Annotated in this window: 17 protein-coding genes and 1 tRNA gene; 9 read left to right on the forward strand and 9 right to left on the reverse strand. The window is 37.9% G+C overall.

Features of this window, described 5'->3' with window-relative positions; translation table 11 throughout:
- Positions 1 to 43 precede the first annotated feature (43 nt).
- The 5 genes from ABEG20_RS16600 to ABEG20_RS16620 form a co-directional block, all read right to left on the reverse strand.
- Positions 44 to 835: a DUF4292 domain-containing protein gene (locus ABEG20_RS16600; protein ID WP_406824380.1), complete on the reverse strand. Its 792-nt coding sequence runs from the start codon at positions 833 to 835 to the stop codon at positions 44 to 46.
- On the reverse strand, positions 813 to 2,510 hold the full coding sequence (locus tag ABEG20_RS16605; protein WP_406824381.1) for a tetratricopeptide repeat protein: 1,698 nt from the start codon (positions 2,508 to 2,510) through the stop codon (positions 813 to 815). The genes ABEG20_RS16600 and ABEG20_RS16605 overlap by 23 nt, the downstream gene beginning before the upstream one ends.
- A 33-nt stretch (positions 2,511 to 2,543) precedes the next feature.
- Complete coding sequence (gene dut, locus ABEG20_RS16610; RefSeq protein WP_406824382.1) at positions 2,544 to 2,975, reverse strand: dUTP diphosphatase; 432 nt, start codon at positions 2,973 to 2,975, stop codon at positions 2,544 to 2,546.
- 42 nt (positions 2,976 to 3,017) lie between these two features.
- Positions 3,018 to 4,496: a lipopolysaccharide biosynthesis protein gene (locus ABEG20_RS16615; RefSeq protein ID WP_406824383.1), complete on the reverse strand. Its 1,479-nt coding sequence runs from the start codon at positions 4,494 to 4,496 to the stop codon at positions 3,018 to 3,020.
- Positions 4,497 to 4,565: 69 nt separating this feature from the next.
- A complete protein-coding gene (locus ABEG20_RS16620; protein WP_406824384.1) occupies positions 4,566 to 4,838 on the reverse strand; it encodes an acylphosphatase in 273 nt (90 codons plus the stop codon).
- Positions 4,839 to 5,160: 322 nt separating this feature from the next.
- Here ABEG20_RS16620 and ABEG20_RS16625 point away from each other — a divergent pair, with 322 nt between their 5' ends.
- The gene (locus tag ABEG20_RS16625; RefSeq protein WP_406824385.1) at positions 5,161 to 5,526 is read left to right on the forward strand and encodes a hypothetical protein; all 366 of its coding nucleotides are present in this window, start codon (positions 5,161 to 5,163) and stop codon (positions 5,524 to 5,526) included.
- 122 nt (positions 5,527 to 5,648) lie between these two features.
- Here ABEG20_RS16625 and ABEG20_RS16630 read toward each other — a convergent pair whose 3' ends face one another.
- The 3 genes from ABEG20_RS16630 to ABEG20_RS16640 form a co-directional block, all read right to left on the reverse strand.
- A complete protein-coding gene (locus ABEG20_RS16630) occupies positions 5,649 to 6,605 on the reverse strand; it encodes an NAD(P)H-dependent flavin oxidoreductase (protein WP_406824386.1) in 957 nt (318 codons plus the stop codon).
- Positions 6,606 to 6,832: 227 nt separating this feature from the next.
- The gene (locus ABEG20_RS16635) at positions 6,833 to 7,999 is read right to left on the reverse strand and encodes an amidohydrolase family protein (RefSeq protein WP_406824387.1); all 1,167 of its coding nucleotides are present in this window, start codon (positions 7,997 to 7,999) and stop codon (positions 6,833 to 6,835) included.
- A gap of 120 nt (positions 8,000 to 8,119) precedes the next feature.
- Positions 8,120 to 8,192, reverse strand: a tRNA-Thr gene (locus ABEG20_RS16640).
- Positions 8,193 to 8,569: 377 nt separating this feature from the next.
- Here ABEG20_RS16640 and ABEG20_RS16645 point away from each other — a divergent pair.
- The 4 genes from ABEG20_RS16645 (at position 8,570) to ABEG20_RS16660 (ending at position 11,066) form a co-directional block, all read left to right on the forward strand.
- Positions 8,570 to 8,884 (forward strand): hypothetical protein, encoded by a 315-nt coding sequence (locus ABEG20_RS16645; protein WP_090498049.1) that lies wholly within the window; start codon positions 8,570 to 8,572, stop codon positions 8,882 to 8,884.
- Positions 8,885 to 8,962: 78 nt separating this feature from the next.
- Entirely contained in the window at positions 8,963 to 9,274 is a 312-nt protein-coding gene (locus tag ABEG20_RS16650) for a hypothetical protein (protein WP_090982910.1), read from the forward strand.
- A gap of 79 nt (positions 9,275 to 9,353) precedes the next feature.
- Positions 9,354 to 9,665, forward strand: coding sequence for a hypothetical protein (locus ABEG20_RS16655; protein ID WP_406824388.1), 312 nt, complete (start codon positions 9,354 to 9,356; stop codon positions 9,663 to 9,665).
- Positions 9,666 to 9,734: 69 nt separating this feature from the next.
- Positions 9,735 to 11,066 carry a sigma-54-dependent transcriptional regulator gene (locus ABEG20_RS16660; protein ID WP_406824389.1) on the forward strand — a complete coding sequence of 444 codons (1,332 nt, stop codon included), beginning with the start codon at positions 9,735 to 9,737 and terminating at the stop codon, positions 11,064 to 11,066.
- On the opposite strand, the gene ABEG20_RS16665 is transcribed toward ABEG20_RS16660, so the two are convergent.
- Positions 11,067 to 13,544, reverse strand: coding sequence for an ATP-binding protein (locus tag ABEG20_RS16665; RefSeq protein WP_406824390.1), 2,478 nt, complete (start codon positions 13,542 to 13,544; stop codon positions 11,067 to 11,069).
- A 138-nt stretch (positions 13,545 to 13,682) separates the two neighbouring features.
- Between ABEG20_RS16665 and ABEG20_RS16670 the strand changes: the two genes are divergently transcribed.
- The 4 genes from ABEG20_RS16670 (at position 13,683) to rluF (ending at position 16,761) form a co-directional block, all read left to right on the forward strand.
- Complete coding sequence (locus tag ABEG20_RS16670; protein ID WP_406824391.1) at positions 13,683 to 14,372, forward strand: helix-turn-helix transcriptional regulator; 690 nt, start codon at positions 13,683 to 13,685, stop codon at positions 14,370 to 14,372.
- 185 nt (positions 14,373 to 14,557) lie between these two features.
- Complete coding sequence (locus ABEG20_RS16675; protein ID WP_406824392.1) at positions 14,558 to 15,118, forward strand: DinB family protein; 561 nt, start codon at positions 14,558 to 14,560, stop codon at positions 15,116 to 15,118.
- 296 nt (positions 15,119 to 15,414) lie between these two features.
- Positions 15,415 to 15,759: an NAD(P)H-dependent oxidoreductase gene (locus ABEG20_RS16680; RefSeq protein WP_406824393.1), complete on the forward strand. Its 345-nt coding sequence runs from the start codon at positions 15,415 to 15,417 to the stop codon at positions 15,757 to 15,759.
- 27 nt (positions 15,760 to 15,786) lie between these two features.
- Positions 15,787 to 16,761, forward strand: a complete 975-nt coding sequence (rluF, locus tag ABEG20_RS16685) for a 23S rRNA pseudouridine(2604) synthase RluF (RefSeq protein ID WP_406824394.1) — start codon at positions 15,787 to 15,789, stop codon at positions 16,759 to 16,761.
- The last annotated feature ends 32 nt before the right edge of the window (positions 16,762 to 16,793 follow it).

The raw sequence follows: 16,793 nt of genomic DNA on the forward strand, positions 1-16,793 counted from the left end.
CAGATCTGTTTGTCAATACCATAAAATATTAACTGTAATTAAGTTATTTTATAACTGTAAACCGCTTTGGTACATTAAACGGAAAATCTACCGGAACATTGCCATCAATTTTTACAAACTGAAGATCAATATTTATGGTTTTCGCTTTAGATAGCGTTTTGATTTTCAAGGCACTGGGAAATAAAGATTCGTTTAATTTTTGATAGTCAGTATAGGTAACTTTTAAAGCCTGACCGTTCTTAGCATCATTTAAATTGGTTTCAGATACCTTGAAAAGTGTATTAAAAAGCAGTCTGTAGTCTAAAGCCGATTTGCTTCCGGAAACCACCCAAACACCATTTTCCTGTTTAACATCCGATGCTGCTGTTAAAAACTCTCCCATAGCATTGCCTGTTAAAATAGCCTGTAGCGTATTAAAATTAACCTGTTTATTGGTAAAATTGTAAATATAACTAAAAGGTTTTTTGAGGTATTCGCTTTTCATGCGGTTCATGATCTTGATGCTATCAGGCGTAATCAAAGCCCTCGCCACTTCTGCCATTCCACCTAATGCCGTAATGCTTACCCAAATGGTCTCCTTGTCCTTCATTTTGAAATTCATCGTCACATCATTTGCGTCGCCGGCAATATCCAAACTTGCTTTTGCTTTAAGCGAAAGCGTATTAAATTTAAGTTGTTTGCTATTTAATAAGGTTAAGGCTTCTGCTTTAGAATTATCTGTTTTGGTTTCCGTTTTGGTAGGCGGAGCCACTACAATTTCTTTTTTAGGTTTACATGCCGAAACAAAAATTACCGCTCCTAAAAGGAATACACTATTTAAAATATTTCTTTTCATTGATCTTTTTAATTAATACCTCTGATCCGTTTCCGGCCTCTTTTGCTTTTTGCCATTGGATTAATGCAGCATCTTTTTCGCCTTTCAGAAAAAGTATATCTCCATATCGCTCCAAGTAAACACCATTTTTATTGCTATTGTTTTGTAAGGCCTTTTCAATCCATGTTTTTGCCAGATCGTATTTCTGCTGTTTAAACAGAATGAAAGCATAAGTATCTGCAATTGAGGGGTTATTGGGCATGGCAAGGGCTGCAGTTTCGGCATATTTAGCTGCCTTTGTTAAATCGTCATTTCTTAATGCCAGATAATAGGCATAGTTATTCATGATGAGATAATTATCAGGCTCCAGCACGATGGCTTTTTCGAAAGCGGTTTTTGCCTGACCAAAATTATTCTGATTGATATAGAGATCGCCCTGAAGTGCGAAAATCTGTGCTTGCAGGCTTTTATTATCTACATCCAATTGTAGAGATATTTTTAAATTATTCTGGGCAGCATCATATTTACCGGTTTTAAACAAGGCATAGGCCATGTAATAATATAAACTGGCCTGATTGGGATAAATAGTTAATGCCTCATCGCCAACTTTTATAGCTTCATCATAGTGCCCAAGTAAGGTTTGAATGTTAATCACCTGTTCCCACACGATGTAAACCTGATCGTTAAGTTTTAATGCAGCTTGATATTGCAGCAATGCTTCTTTTAAGTTATTCTGCTGATAAAGTACATCGCCATAAAGTGCCAATGCTTTTGCTTCAGTTGGGTTTTTCTCTGCAACCAGCTTACTTAGCTCGGTTACATTTTTAGCTACAACGGGTTGGTTCAGTTTCGGAAAAAGTGCGGCAATAATCTTTAACTTTTCTGTAAATGGCATTTCATTGTTTTGGAAAGCCAATTTTAAGGAAGAAAATGCGGCCTCATCATTTTTCTGACTGCGGTAAATGTCGGCTAAAGCCAGGTTTACCTCAAAATTATTCGGTTCCAGCTGTTGGGCTTTTGTCAACACCTTTAATGCTTCCTGATCATTTCCTTTTTGCAAAAGTAAACCTGCAGCATATAAGTAATTCTTTACATCGGCCTGGTTGCCTTCCAATAATTTTACAATGTCACTTTCTGTAGCACTTCCATTTGCCTGAAAGCGTTTTCTGGCATTCGTCAGATCCCTTGAATCGCCAAATTTACCCTGGATCTCATCATAAGTTTTTTTAGCAGCATCCAACTGATTGGCCAAAAACTGCGCATTGGCCTTATCAAAATAATAGGCATCGTTTTCAGGATCGAGGCGGATCAGCTGGTTAAATACCCCGATCAGTTCGGGCATATTATTGGTGCGTTTATACACCTCGCCGAGTAAGCGCCAGTACCATAAGTTTCCAGCGTTTATTTTAATGGCCTGTTTGATGTGCTGTTCCGCTTCCAAAAGCTTATCTAGGCGTAAGTCTGCATTAGCCAGCTCGAAGTAGGCAGCATGGTTACCAGGGTCTAACCCAACAATTTTATTGAAATTTGTCGCGGCTACAACATAATTTTCAGACATTTTCTCCCTTAGTCCGGCAAAAAATAATTGCTTTACCACATTGCTATCGCGATTGGTAACCGGCGTAACCGTTCCCTGCCCAAAAGCCTGAAAGCTAAAAAAAGCAGCCCCGATAAGAAAATTTATTTTACGCCTCATATCCAAAAATTACTGCAAACTGTCAACTCCAAACTATTTCCCCGTATGTCCGTAACCGCCTTCGCCCCGTGCCGTTTCGCCCAGTGCTGTAACTGGCTGCCAGCTCACCGTTTCATGTTTGGCCACTACCATTTGGGCAATTCTATCGCCATTAACAATCTTGAAGTCTGTATCTGATAAATTTACCAATAAAACTTTTATTTCGCCACGGTAATCGGCATCTATTGTACCTGGTGAATTTACAATGCTGATGCCATGTTTATAGGCCAGGCCACTTCTTGGTCTGATCTGTGCTTCATAACCGATAGGCAGCTCAATAAACAGGCCTGTTGGCACCAATAAGCGCTGTAAAGGTTTGAGTACTATTTCTGCTGTGATGGCTGCCCTTAAATCCATTCCTGCAGCATGGGCAGTTTCGTACTGAGGAAGCGGGTGCCCGGATGTATTGATGATTTTTATTTCCATTTTTTCTGAGATGTGAGATTCGAGATGATTAATTCTGCTGATTTACTTCTTTAACATTTTCACTACATTATTCTTCTCAAAATAAAAAATACCCAGGAGAAATAGCACTAAAATGCCATTCCCGATGTAAATATTGCGTTTAAAAACCCAAAACGATAAGTATACCAATACAATAGAAACCAATATATAGATACTCATTGCTTTGAGTTTATAAGGAATAGGATAATGCTTTTGCCCAAGTAGATAAGAAATGACCATGATGATAAAATAGGCAAACATGGATACCCATGCAGACCCCATATAACTGAATTTAGGAATCAGGATAATGTTCATAATGATGGTGAAAACAGCGCCGACCAAAGAGATATATAGGCCATACCTGGTTTGATCGGATAAACGGTACCATACCGATAAATTCATATAAATACCTAAACATACATAACCGAACAACAAAAACGGAACGGCGTTAAGCCCCACCCAATACCTTGAATTGATGAAATATTTGATGATTTCGATATTTGCTGTTAAGCCTACAAAAAGGATGGATAAAGCAAGTATAAAGTAATACAGGATATTGGCATAGGTCTGCTTTGCATTGGCATTTTTAGCATGACTAAAGAAAAAAGGTTCGGCACCCAATCTAAAAGCCGTATTAAAAATACTAATGAAGATGGCCAGCTTACATACGGCTCCATAAATACCAACATCATGGTTGGCAATATTTTCCGGCAGGTATTTACCCAATAAAATTTTGTCTAAATTTTCATTGATGATAAATGATAAATTAGCCACAAGCACGGGCCAGCTATAGCCCAGCATATTATTGAATAAGCTTTTATTAAACTTAAACTGAATTTCTAAAAACTGCGGAATAAGCATCAGTAGCGTGACGATGCTCGCGATTAAATTAGCTACGAATACATAACCCACCCAGCGGCCTTTATACCATGAAGTGAACCACCCGTTCAATATATCATGTTTGATGAGGAATGGGATCACGTAAATGAACACCAGATTTAAACCCACAAACGTGCCTATATTGAGAAACTTAATTAAGCTATATTTAAAGGGCTTACCATCTGCCCTTAATTTGGCAAACGGAATTACACTGATGGCATCTACAAATAAAATCCACGCAAAATAATTGACGTAAGATTTTTGATCTGCCAATTCCGCGATGTTTCCATCTAAAGTATACCTGGCCAGGAAATCGGAAAAAATTAATGCAGTGATTAAAAACAGGGTGGATATAAAAGCGATTACCAAAAAGCTGTTGTTGTACACTTCCTGTTTCCGATCCTCATGTTTATTTAAATACCTGAAAAACGTAGTTTCCATCCCAAAAGCCAATATTGGATTGATGATGGACACATAACTGAACATTTTGGTGAAAACTCCATAAACGCCCGGGGCGAAAACACCGGTGTAAACAGGCGTTAAAATAAAATTGAACAACCGCGAAAAAATGGTACTGATACCATAAATCATAGTTTGCCCAAGAAACTTTTTATATACAGACATTTGTTTTAATCAGGATAAAAGTATCAGGTATCAAGATATTTAGATTACTATTGAGTAGTCTTGCTACAGCTACTTTCTTAAAACTTCAAAATTACGATAGTTTTTTACTTCGCCGTCGCTTACCACCACATTTTCTACACGCGAGCGGTCAGGCCCTTCATGGCACCAGTTTACAAATTCTTCCAAAAAGATTTCTTCACCTTCTGCTTCGATATAAACCGATCCGTCTTTTTCGTTCCTTACAAAACCATTTACCATCATCTGGTTGGCAATAATTTTAGTCGTTTCTCTAAAGCCTACGCCCTGCACTTTACCTGTTACTGTTATATTGAGATGTTTCATCTGCTGTTGTAAAGTTGAAATGTTTACAGTTGCAAAGGTAAACGAATTATCACAATTCTTTAACACCTGTTAATGCAGGTACCGAACTGACTTAACCATACTTATACAATTTGGTTAAATTTTTAATCTATTGCTGATATGAATGTTATTAAGTCAAAACTGCCAGTTATACGCTACTGGCAGACTTCAGTCTTTAAATTTTTATAAAAAAAGAGATAATTCGCCGCTATACAAAATTATAATTAGACTGGTTATCATTAACACTAATTTTTCCGGAATAGGTTAACATTTAGGTAATTTGGATTTTAAAACCGAGAAGATAATGAGTGTACATATAGGGTTGATGATCTGGAAGGAAATGAAGACAAAAGAGATTCCCATTTCCATATTTGCAGAAAAAATGGCCATCAGCAAAAGCAAGGCACAGGAAATCATCAATAGTGCTACCCTTGATGTTTCTTTACTGGCCACCGTGAGCGAGGTGCTGGGCTACAATTTTTTTAGTTATTACGAAAAGGGTAAATTGTTTTCCGAACTCAGTAAAAAGGAAACACAGGCATCGGCAGAAGAAATTAAAAGACTAAAAAGCCTGTTAAGTGAGAAAAACAAAACGATCGAACTTAAAGATAAAATGATCCAAAACCTTTCACATACCGTTTCTTTACTTGAAAAAGTCCAATACCGTTAATTTGGAAGCCTTTAATTGTTGTGGCATAAATCATTCAAAGAATAACAACACTACCAATCATTCATCTGTCCTAAATATAATAGAGATGGCGAGATAAGCCTTAATTATAATATACTATTGATTTAGATACCCAATTTGTTTTGCATTTGTGCAAGCTGGGCTATTTTTACTTTAAACTCCTGCCATATTTCATCAAGGATAACTCCTGCAGGCTTGATTTCTTTCAGCATAGCCGAAACCTGACCGATTTCGAGTTCGCCATTTTCCATATCACCTTCAAACATCCCCAATTTTGCTCTTGCATGGCCCAAAAGTTCTGCCAGCTCATTCCGGCTTGCGCCTTCAGTCTCAGCATTGGCGATAGCATCGGCAAATTCATTCTTCAATAACCTTACCGGAACCAGTTTTTTCATGGCCAGTTTAGTATCTCCTTCAGTAGCAGCAATAATTTTATTTTTGAATGCTTCGTGTGCGGATGATTCTTCGGCCACCGCAAAAGCTGAACCGATTTGAACCGCATCTGCACCCAGGGCAAATGCAGCCAGCATGGCTTTACCACTCGCTATGCCCCCAGCCGCGATGACCGGAATTTTAACCTTCTCTTTAATCATCGGGATTAAACACATAGTCGTGGTTTCTTCTCTTCCATTATGACCTCCCGCCTCAAAACCCTCGGCAACAATCGCATCAACACCAGCTTCCTGGGCTTTTATGGCAAATTTTGTATTTGCAATCACATGAACAACAGTAACACCTCTTTCTTTTAAAAAACTGGTCCATGTGGCAGGGTTGCCGGCAGAAGAAAATACAATTTTTACATCCTCCTCAATTACTACATCTATAATTTCCTTGATATTAGGATAGAGCAATGGAATATTAACACCAAATGGCTGATGAGTAGCCAATTTGCATTTTTGAATATGCGATCTTAAAACTTCAGGATACATCGAACCTGCTCCAATGATGCCCAGGCCTCCTGCATTAGAAACTGCTGAAGCCAGTCTCCAGCCACTGCACCAAACCATGCCGGCCTGGACAATGGGATATTTAATATTGAAAAGTTTACAGATGGGATTCATAAGGAATTTACTTTATAAATAGTTGGCAAATTATTGAATATCACTTATTCCGAAAAGATTCTATATAACTCTAAAATCGCATTAAACAAATTGAAATCATCCCCTTATACATTAAAAAAAGCTACTTTTTTATGTATAAGGCAGAAGCAGCATTAAAACTCAGGACCAAATAAAATGACTCTTCAAAACAAGCGATTTTTAAGGTGATTAAAGAATGAGTATTTTCTTTAAATCAGCCGCTGTACTTTATCGCTTTCAATTTTAAAATTGGCAGAAAGCTGAATTAAATTCAATCCTGGCTTTTTACCAACATCTATTGTACCCATTTGCTGATCAAGCTCCAAAAATTCTGCTCCGTTTATGGTTGCCCAGCTCAGCAGTTTTTCAAAAGGAACCTGTTTGTATTTCTGTAAAGTGAGCATTTCCGACAGAATATTAAGTTGATGGTTGCTGGCCAAACTATCTGTTCCCAGGGTGATCTTTACATTTTCGTCCATTAACAGCTCAACATCAGGTAAAGCATTTTCTATATATAAATTGGCCTGCGGACAAAGGCACCAGTATAAATTCGGGTTATTCGCTTCCGCAAATGTAATGTCAGCTTTGTTTGAAACGGTATTGTGCACCAATAAAGCTTTCTGTTCCTTGATATAAGGCAGCCAGCTTTGTAATGATGTTTTATGGGTTGGCCCGAAGAAATTGATGTCCAGTCCTAAAAATTGATAGAGAACTAAAAATCCACCTGTTTTATTTTCGAAAAAAGCATTTTCATTGTCCGTCTCCTGATTGTGGACACTTATAAAGCTATTATCTTTTTCTGCATCTTCCCTTATTAATTCGAATAATGCCGGAGATACTGAATAAGGTGCATGCGGAACAATAGATACGGGCAGTGGTTTAAAATCCTGCTTAATTCCCTTTACATTATCCATTATGGCACCGGCCCTTTCGGGATTAAAACCCATGGCCTCTACAAAGGTATGGTAATGGATTTTACTATTCTCTTTTACTTCTTTAGACAAAATTTGATTAGAAATATCACCAACAGCAACAATTCCATTATCGAACATTTCCTGGTCGGCTGCATACATAGCCGCTTTAATCTCTGCGATATCGCCCTGTCTGCTTTTAATAATTTGCTGTACAAATTCTACCAAACCCGTTTGCTCCGGGATTTGACCTAACATATGCGATAATTCTAAATGGCAATGGGTATTAATAAAGCCTGGAACGATTGCCCCTTTATATTTTACTATATCCAAATTAAGGCTTTCGGCTTCTTCTCTGGTTAACACTCCTTCAATTTCGTCCGCTGGATTTACAACTACCACTCCGTTTTTCAATGGTGGGGAGGAAACAGGAAAGATCCAATCAGCTGAAAAATATTTTAACATATCGCAAATTAGCGGAATAACGGGAGCAAATAAAATATTTTTCTGTGGCAGACCTATTTTGATGCAGAAATCATTTTTGAAATTAATTCTAAAGAAACTGGAAATGTGGGAAAGAAAAAGAGCCTCCTATCGGAATCGAACCAATGACCTACTGATTACAAGTCAGTTGCTCTACCAGCTGAGCTAAGGAGGCTTTAATCGGGCTGCAATGATAGAAAAAATTCTTCTTTTTTTCAAAAATTGAAATTTATTTTTTCTGATGTGCTGACAGAAGGTAACGGACAGCTAAAAGAACTCTGGAGGTGCAATAGTTAACAATTTCACTTTGAAGGATTTTAAAATCCGCAGGATCTGACGGTAATAAAACAATAGCACACTGCCAAGCCAGAGGTAAATAGCTGCTAAACTTGTAGTCATTCACTACAAAGTGTAGACAAACTCCACATTGTTAATACTTTGGCACAACAATAATTAACTGAATATCAAATACTTAATCAGAACACTTCATTTGGCATCATTATGAAACATTAGCAAGTATTGTTACACAAATTAAATTTTAAAATATATACTATGAAAAAGTTCGTTTTAGCAGCTACAGTATTAGCATTAGCAGGATTCTCAACAGTAAAAGCAAGTGAAGTAAAAGATTTTAAAACTACTGCAATTGTTGCAGTTCAGGATAGCGCGGTGAAAACGCCGGTTAAGTTGGAAGAACTTCCTGAGCCAGTTACCACAGCATTAAAATCTGATGCTTACAAAGGATGGACCGCTACAGAAGCCTGGTCGGTAAAAGAGGGTACTAAAGAGTATTATTTAATCAATGTGAAAAAAGAAGCCGAAACTGGTTCAGTTAAAATTGATAAAGACGGTAAGCCAGTTCAATAAATAAAATCAATTAGCGCTCTATAATTAACGAGTATTTAACGTAACGTGAGTTACAAAACATATTTAAAACATCTTATCATGAAAAAGATCATTTTAGCCGCTACTTTAGCATTCGCAGGATTTACAGCCGTACAGGCAAGTGAAGTAAATACAATCAAAAATGCTGCAATTGTTGCCGTTCAGGATAGTGCAGTAAAAACTCCGGTTAAACTGGAAGAATTACCTGAGCCAGTAACCACCGCATTAAAATCTGATGCTTATAAAGGTTGGACCGCTACTGAAGCCTGGTCGGTAAAAGAGGGTACTAAAGAGTACTATTTAATCAACGTGAAAAAAGAAGCAGAAACTGGTTCTGTTAAAATTGATAAAGACGGTAAACCGGTTCAATAGAGTAAGATCGATTAGCGCTCTGTAATTAATCAGTATTTAATGTAACGCGAGTTACCAAACATATTTAAAACATCATATCATGAAAAAGATCATTTTAGCCGCTACTTTAGCATTCGCAGGATTCACAGCAGTACAGGCAAGTGAAGTAAATACAATCAAAAACGGTGCAATTATTGCAGTTCAGGATAGTGCAGTAAAAACTCCGGTTAAACTGGAAGAATTACCTGAGCCGGTAACCACCGCATTAAAATCTGATGCTTACAAAGGATGGACCGCTACAGAAGCCTGGTCGGTAAAAGAGGGTACTAAAGAATATTACTTAATCAATGTTAAAAAAGAAGCAGAAACTGGTTCTGTTAAAATTGATAAAGACGGTAAGCCCGTACAATAAAACCCAAATAATTACATCTACCTATGATAAGAAAGCCGGATTATGTCCGGCTTTTCTTATTTTTGTTACATGGCGAGAATCCTGATTTTAGAAGACGATACCACATTTGCCCAATTACTTGACGGTTTTTTAACCAAAAACGGTCACGAGATTACCCTCGTAACACAAGTAAAGCAATCATTTAAGCAAGTTGAAAGCAATACATTCGATTTACTTTTAATAGATTACCGCCTGCCGGATGGAACCGGATTTGAAGTGCTTACCCATCTTCGCGATTTCGGTCTTTCTATTCCGGTAATCATCATGACCAGCTTTAATGATGTGCGTACAGCGGTAAAATCTATTCAATTAGGTGCGTTTGATTACATTACCAAACCAGTTAATCCAGATGAGCTATTAATGGTGATCAAAAATTCTTTGACTAAAAAGGATTTAAAAAGTGTTGAACCAAAAGAAGTAAACAGCGATTTTATAAAGGGAAAAAGTGCCATTGCAGATAAGCTGTATGAGCATATTAATTTGGTAGCCCCCACAGACATGTCGGTAATTATACAGGGCGAAAGTGGCACAGGGAAAGAATTTGCTGCCAGAACCCTGCACCAGCAGAGCAAACGTGCTGATCAACCTTTCGTTGCCATAGATTGCGGTGCATTATCCAAAGATTTAGCGGCCAGTGAATTATTTGGACATGTTAAAGGCGCATTTACAGGGGCATTAAATGATAAAAAGGGCCAGTTTGAGGCGGCCAATGGCGGAACTTTATTTTTAGATGAAGTGGGCAATCTCAGTTACGAAGTGCAGATTAAATTGCTCAGGGCCTTACAGGAAAGGGTGATCCAGCCTTTGGGCAGTACCAAACAGATTCCCGTTAATGTCCGCATCATTACAGCAACCAATGATGATCTGTCCAATAGTATGCAACAGGGAGAATTTAGAGAAGATTTATATCATCGTTTAAATGAATTTAAAATCCAACTTCCGCCGTTGCGGGATAGGGGTGGAGATTTAGAACTGTTTATTAACCACTTTATAACTTTATCAAACCGCGATTTAGGCCGGAATGTTAAAAGTGTTTCTGCTGAAGCGAAAGCATTATTGTTGAGTTACGATTGGCCTGGAAATCTCCGCGAGCTTAGCAATGTGATTAAAAGAATGGTTTTACTGAGCCAGGGCGATATTGCCCAGATTAATGCCTTACCTGATGAAATGATGATTTCTGTAAATCAGCAATCGGCCCCGGGTAATTCATCCGATCTCAAAGCTGTTAATGAGCAAAATGAAAAAGCATTGATTACCGAAACACTGATCAAAGTAAGATATAACAAATCGAAAGCGGCAAAAATTTTAAATATTGACAGGAAAACGTTGTATGCTAAAATGGAACGCTATGGGATAGAATAATTATTCGGCATTAGCATAGTCGATTTTTTCTATAAAGGCAATTAAATTATCCAGTTCTTTGATCTGCGATAACACATCAGATTTAATATTTTCTGTTAATCCTTTTTCTGCTATCTCCAATTCCAAGGTTCTAAGGGCATTGGCTAATGTTTTCGAGCCCATCTGCGCGGTACGTCCTGCAAGGCGGTGCACCAATAACCTACTTTTATCCTGATCGTTTTCATCCAGGTGCTTTTTAATTTCGGCTGCATCATCGATTGAATCCTGCTTAAAACGGGTAATGATTTTTTCCAGTAGCTGCTGATCGCCAAAAGTCATTTTTTCAATAGAAGAAAAATCAAATTCGGGCTGGTTTGTTAATATTTCTGTTTTATCAAAAATAGACAGGATATCAACCGCTCTAAACGGTTTCATAATTAGTCCATCAAAACCCTCGCTCAAAACCATTTCGCGCTCTTCGGGCAACACCTGTGCAGTAATGGCATAAAATTTAATATTTTGCGGCAATTTCTTTTTTAATAAGTGGCAAAGTTCGAAACCTGTCATTTCAGGCATTCGCATATCAATCAAAACATATTTTAAATCGGCCTCGGGTTCAGTATGAAGCATATCTGCCACCCGGGTAAAACTTCTGTAAGGGATTTTATTTTTCTGAAAAATCATTCCACATAAATCCAGGATAAGTTTGTCGTCATCAATTACCCACACCATACCTGGGTTTACAATGGCATAATGCGCTAAATCTAAATCATCATTTATACGTTCGGTGGTATTTTCATATTTGATATAAATATTAAATGTGGTACCAATGCCCGGTTTGCTTTTTACGTAAATCCTTCCTCCCTGTGCTTCAATCAAAGATTTAACAATAGGAAGGCCCAAACCGGTACCGGCCGGATTAAGAACATATTTTTCAGGAGATTCTATCTGCTCAAATTCATTAAATATCTTCGGAATATCTTTTTCCTCAAAACCGATTCCGGTATCCTGTACCATAAAATGAAAGTGCAGATCCTCTCCTTGCTTTTTGTAAGATACAATAAGCTTAATTTCGCCTTTCAAAGTAAATTTTACCGCGTTACCCAATAAGTTAAACAAAATTTGCTTTAGCCTGAAAGCATCACCCTTTACGAATTCTAACTCAGCAAGATCAAATGCTGTGTTCAATTGGAGTAACTTCTGTTCTGCCAGTGGCCGCATGACCGAAACAACCTCATCCAAAGCTTTTCGGATATTGAATACCTGGTTATTGAAACTAAACTCTCCTGAAGTAATCCGGTTATAGTCCAATACCTCGTTAACAATCTGAAGTAAATGGATGGAAGATTGGTAAATGGCATCTACATCTTTTTTATTGGGAACATCCTGTTGGGTAATCAGTTCGGCATAACCTAAAATAGACTGTAGCGGAGTTCTGATTTCATGGCTCATGTTTGACAGGAACCGCTGTTTTGCTTTACCATGGTACTCGGCCTCATCTTTAGCCAGTTCCAATTCTTTTCTATATCTGTTGCTTTTGGTGATGTCTGCCAAAATCAAATACAGCAAAATAACCGTTAACAGAAAAAAGATAATAATAATGGTTGTAATCTGGGTAATTCCATCATTCACTACTTCTTTAGCCTGGATACCGTTCAAATCTACCTGAGCTACCGCTTGTCCCTCAACCTCTCTTAAAATCTGTAGTATTTTGGCGGTTAGGGCATTACTAGCACTTGATAAATCGGCCTCCCGCTTTAAAAATTTCTGGCTTTTCTGACGTTGTTCCAGCTCGATATTTTTTAACGAACCCGTCATACTTTTCATGATACTATCTTCAGCTTTTGCATTTAAAGTATCGCGTTTAACCTTAAACTCTTCATTAATAATTTTATATACATCCGATTTTTTCTTGCCAAAAAGTTTACTCAAAAATCCCCTCGATTTTTGTTCTTCTTCAGGTGCAACGGTAGTAGTTGATGTGGTTGTTTCCGTAGTTAATACAGCGCTATCCGTTTGCCTGCTGCGTGTAGCCACCAACTCATTCAATTTCTTAACCTCATCAGAAAAAGATTTGGTGTTCACCAGTGTTTCTCTCACCTTCAGGTAGTTCACAAATTGCTTATCGCGATCGGATAGCAAACTTTTGATCGATTTTATCCTTGCCAACTGCGCAGAATCTCCACGGTATAACTTACGTAATGTATCTAAACTTGATCTTAACCTACGCGATTCTTTAAGAAAACTATAAGTACCCTGTTTGTTAAAAGCCTCATCACGTTGCAATTGATCCAATCTGGCTATCTTATGCGAAAGGTCATTAACAATCCTTAACCGATCATTCGGTGCAGAAATTTCTTCAACGGTATCTAGCATCCTCGTAAAGGCAAACTTACTGATTCCCCATGCCAGGAGCAGCGCAAAACAGGCAAACAGAAAACCGATGATCACTTTACCTTTAATTGCCCGGAAGAATCTTTTTTGAATAACAGCCGCCATTGATTTAGATTATATAGGGTATCCATTGTAACAACGGTTTAACCTAAAGAATTGATATGCATTTATCTTTTACAAATAACGTACCACAAGAAAAGTTGATTAAAAAACTTTAATTTTAATCACCTCAAAAAATAAACTATGAACCGCATAGACCGCCTTTTCGGAATTTTAACCCTGCTCCAATCCAGAAAATACATTACCGCAGAGAAAATTGCAGAACGGTTTGATATGAGTGTGCGTACCGTTTATCGTGATATTAAAGCATTAGGCGAACAGGGAATACCGGTAAGTTTTGAACAGCATAAAGGTTATTACCTGGTACAGGGTTATTTCCTGCCACCTGTATCCTTTAATATGGATGAGGCTAATGCTCTGCTATTGGTTGAAAGTTTAGTGAGTGGATTTGCCGATAATTCTATCCGTGCCCATTATGCCACGGCTTTGACTAAAGTAAAGGCGGTATTAAAAACCGGCCAGAAGGAAAAGCTGGAAACTTTAAATCAACATATTAAATTGCAAATACCGGCACGGTTAAGTTTTAATTTCGAATACCTGTCGATTATTCAGCACGCCATTGCCGAAAAACAACTCATTGAATTGAACTATAAAAACAATAAGGAAGAAATGAGCAAACGGGAAGTTGAGCCCATTGGTCTTATTTTCTATGCTTTTAGCTGGCATTTAATTGCCTGGTGTCACCATCGGAATGAATATCGGGATTTTAACCTGACGAGGATAATCTGCCTTAAAAACCTGGGGATCCCTTTCAAAAAAATGCAGCACATGCCTTTAAGTGATTATATGCATTTACTTCCGGTAAATTATTAAGCCCTACATTTCGGTTCAATTAAAATCCCCATCATCTTGACTGAAGCGCAGAGAAATGGAGAGATCTATGCTTAATAGATTTCTCGGCTCCGCCCGAAATGACGACCTCTTATAAATTATTTTTTACGCTGCCATAGGGTTGTCAGTGGCCTGTATTTTCTTCGTGTAAACAAACCTCAAAGATCATGAACATTGCTGATTTATTACTGATGGAATTACACACGGCAGAAAAAACAAAACAGAAGAATATGGATATTATTAATTTATTATTAAAGGAACTAGAAGCCGAATTTAACATCACAAAAAAGTTCCTGGCTATTCTGCCCGCAGATAAGTTTGACTGGGCACCACATGAAAAAAGCATGAAAATGAAATCGCTTGTGGTTCATATTACCGACCTGCCACGCTGGGTTTCATTGGCTTTAACGACAGATGGATTAGATTTTGAAACTGAACCCTACACAGAACCTCCTGTAGAAAGCAGTGATGACCTGGTTAAAATTTTGGAAAAAAATTATGCAGCAGGAAAAGCAGCTTTAGAAAAAGCTGACGAATCTGATTTGAACGGGCGTTGGGTATTGAGTATGGGCAAACAGGTTTTAGCCGATTATTCTAAATATGAAACCATCCGTCATTCACTTAGCCAGACCACTCACCACAGGGCACAATTAGGTGTTTACTTAAGGTTATTGAATATTCCTGTTCCGGGAAGTTATGGACCAAGTGCAGATGATCAAAACTTTTAACTCGTAATACATTCAAATTAGGCTATCGAAACCTCGTGCGTTTTGATGGCCATTTTAAAATGACTACCTAATTATGAGACCATCTTGATAGTATATTTTGACTTTGCTAGATTTAGTCATGAAAAAAATATGGGCAATTTCAGGCAGTACGAAAGCAATATCAACTAATTCACTTTATATAACAGCTATCTCTCGGCTCCTAGGCGAAGACTTTGCAGTAACAAACTTTCCATCCATTGCAGAGATTCCACATTTCAATCCTGATTTAGATTCGGTAGATCCACCGCAGATTGTTCATGATCTTCGTAAAAAGCATCCACTTGGCAGATGGCATCATCATTTCTACACCCGAATATGCTATGGGGCTACCCGGCTCGTTAGAAAACCTGCTCGATTGGACGGTAAGTGTCGCGTCATTGTCCGGCAAATCTGTTTTAGTACTTGTTGCTTCTACACAGGGTGAAAAAGCCTATCAATCCTTAATAGATATTTTGACCGTACTTGAGGCTAAAATATCTTCACAGCTCATTCCCTTCGCAAAAGCTAGAATTAATCATAATGCAGAAATTACAGATTTCGAAACTTTAACAAAGCTTAAAAGTACTGTTCATGCATTTGTTGCTACTGTTGAGAATGGATAACACAATTTATTTCCGTAAAATTGCATCATGAACAATAATGCTGCCACCCGTTTAAATAAATTCATCAGCGAAAGCGGATTATGTTCACGCCGTGAAGCTGACCGTTATATTGAAAAGGGTACTGTTTTTATTAACGGAAAAAGGGCTAAGGTTGGCGATCAGGTTTTTGCAGGCGATAAAGTGATGGTAAACGGCCATAATATCGAGCCTAAAGAAGAAAGTAATTTCATCCTGCTGGCTTTTAACAAACCTGTTGGCATTACCAGTACTACCGAAGGCAGCGTACGCGATAATATTGTCGATTACATTAACCATAGTGAAAGAATATTTCCCATTGGCCGGTTGGATAAAGATTCGTCAGGTCTGATCTTCCTCACCAATAATGGCGATATCGTTAACAAAATTTTAAGGGCAGGGAATAAACACGAAAAGGAATACGTAGTTACGGTTAATAAACCCATAACCGAAGATTTTATTTTCGAGATGGGTAATGGTGTTCCTGTTTTGGGCGTAAATACACGCAAATGTAAGGTGCGCCAGATCAGTACCTTTGTTTTTAATATTACCTTAATTCAAGGTTTAAACAGGCAAATTAGAAGAATGTGCGAGCATTTTGGCTACGAAGTAACCAAACTCGAGCGTACACGCATCATGAATATCAGCCTTAAAGGCATCCCCACGGGAGAATTTAGGGAACTGACCGAGGAAGAGGTGAAAGCCATTACGAAGAGTATTGAAAATTCGTCTTCTGAGGCTAAGCCCAAATCAAAAAGTACCAGCAAGAAAAAAACAGACACCTGGGAGGAAATTCCGGAACTTAGGGAAGAGCAGCCTAAAAAAGTGTTCAAACCTAAACACGGTATCAAAAAATCTACTGGCAAAAAAACAGCTGGTCATTCAGGCGCAAAACCTAGTGGTAAAAGTAATAACGCGAACAGAAATTCGAGATCAGCAAAAGGTAAACCTGCAAGTAAGTCAAACACAAGAGGCAGAGGAAGATAAGCTAACCAATTGTAAAATTTGGCCTAATCTAA

Source organism: Pedobacter sp. KACC 23697, assembly GCF_045348445.1.
GTDB lineage: Bacteria > Bacteroidota > Bacteroidia > Sphingobacteriales > Sphingobacteriaceae > Pedobacter.

Coding starts and splice junctions, on each gene's coding strand:
- ABEG20_RS16605 (WP_406824381.1), bottom strand. CDS start 2,510: ATGAGGCGTAAAATAAATTTTCTTATCGGGGCTGCTTTTTTTAGCTTT.
- ABEG20_RS16665 (WP_406824390.1), bottom strand. CDS start 13,544: ATGGCGGCTGTTATTCAAAAAAGATTCTTCCGGGCAATTAAAGGTAAA.
- dut (WP_406824382.1), bottom strand. CDS start 2,975: ATGGAAATAAAAATCATCAATACATCCGGGCACCCGCTTCCTCAGTAC.
- ABEG20_RS16600 (WP_406824380.1), bottom strand. CDS start 835: ATGAAAAGAAATATTTTAAATAGTGTATTCCTTTTAGGAGCGGTAATT.
- ABEG20_RS16670 (WP_406824391.1), top strand. CDS start 13,683: ATGAACCGCATAGACCGCCTTTTCGGAATTTTAACCCTGCTCCAATCC.
- ABEG20_RS16635 (WP_406824387.1), bottom strand. CDS start 7,999: ATGTTAAAATATTTTTCAGCTGATTGGATCTTTCCTGTTTCCTCCCCA.
- ABEG20_RS16615 (WP_406824383.1), bottom strand. CDS start 4,496: ATGTCTGTATATAAAAAGTTTCTTGGGCAAACTATGATTTATGGTATC.
- ABEG20_RS16650 (WP_090982910.1), top strand. CDS start 8,963: ATGAAAAAGATCATTTTAGCCGCTACTTTAGCATTCGCAGGATTTACA.
- ABEG20_RS16620 (WP_406824384.1), bottom strand. CDS start 4,838: ATGAAACATCTCAATATAACAGTAACAGGTAAAGTGCAGGGCGTAGGC.
- ABEG20_RS16660 (WP_406824389.1), top strand. CDS start 9,735: ATGGCGAGAATCCTGATTTTAGAAGACGATACCACATTTGCCCAATTA.
- ABEG20_RS16625 (WP_406824385.1), top strand. CDS start 5,161: ATGAGTGTACATATAGGGTTGATGATCTGGAAGGAAATGAAGACAAAA.
- ABEG20_RS16680 (WP_406824393.1), top strand. CDS start 15,415: ATGATCTTCGTAAAAAGCATCCACTTGGCAGATGGCATCATCATTTCT.
- ABEG20_RS16655 (WP_406824388.1), top strand. CDS start 9,354: ATGAAAAAGATCATTTTAGCCGCTACTTTAGCATTCGCAGGATTCACA.
- ABEG20_RS16630 (WP_406824386.1), bottom strand. CDS start 6,605: ATGAATCCCATCTGTAAACTTTTCAATATTAAATATCCCATTGTCCAG.
- ABEG20_RS16645 (WP_090498049.1), top strand. CDS start 8,570: ATGAAAAAGTTCGTTTTAGCAGCTACAGTATTAGCATTAGCAGGATTC.
- ABEG20_RS16675 (WP_406824392.1), top strand. CDS start 14,558: ATGAACATTGCTGATTTATTACTGATGGAATTACACACGGCAGAAAAA.
- rluF (WP_406824394.1), top strand. CDS start 15,787: ATGAACAATAATGCTGCCACCCGTTTAAATAAATTCATCAGCGAAAGC.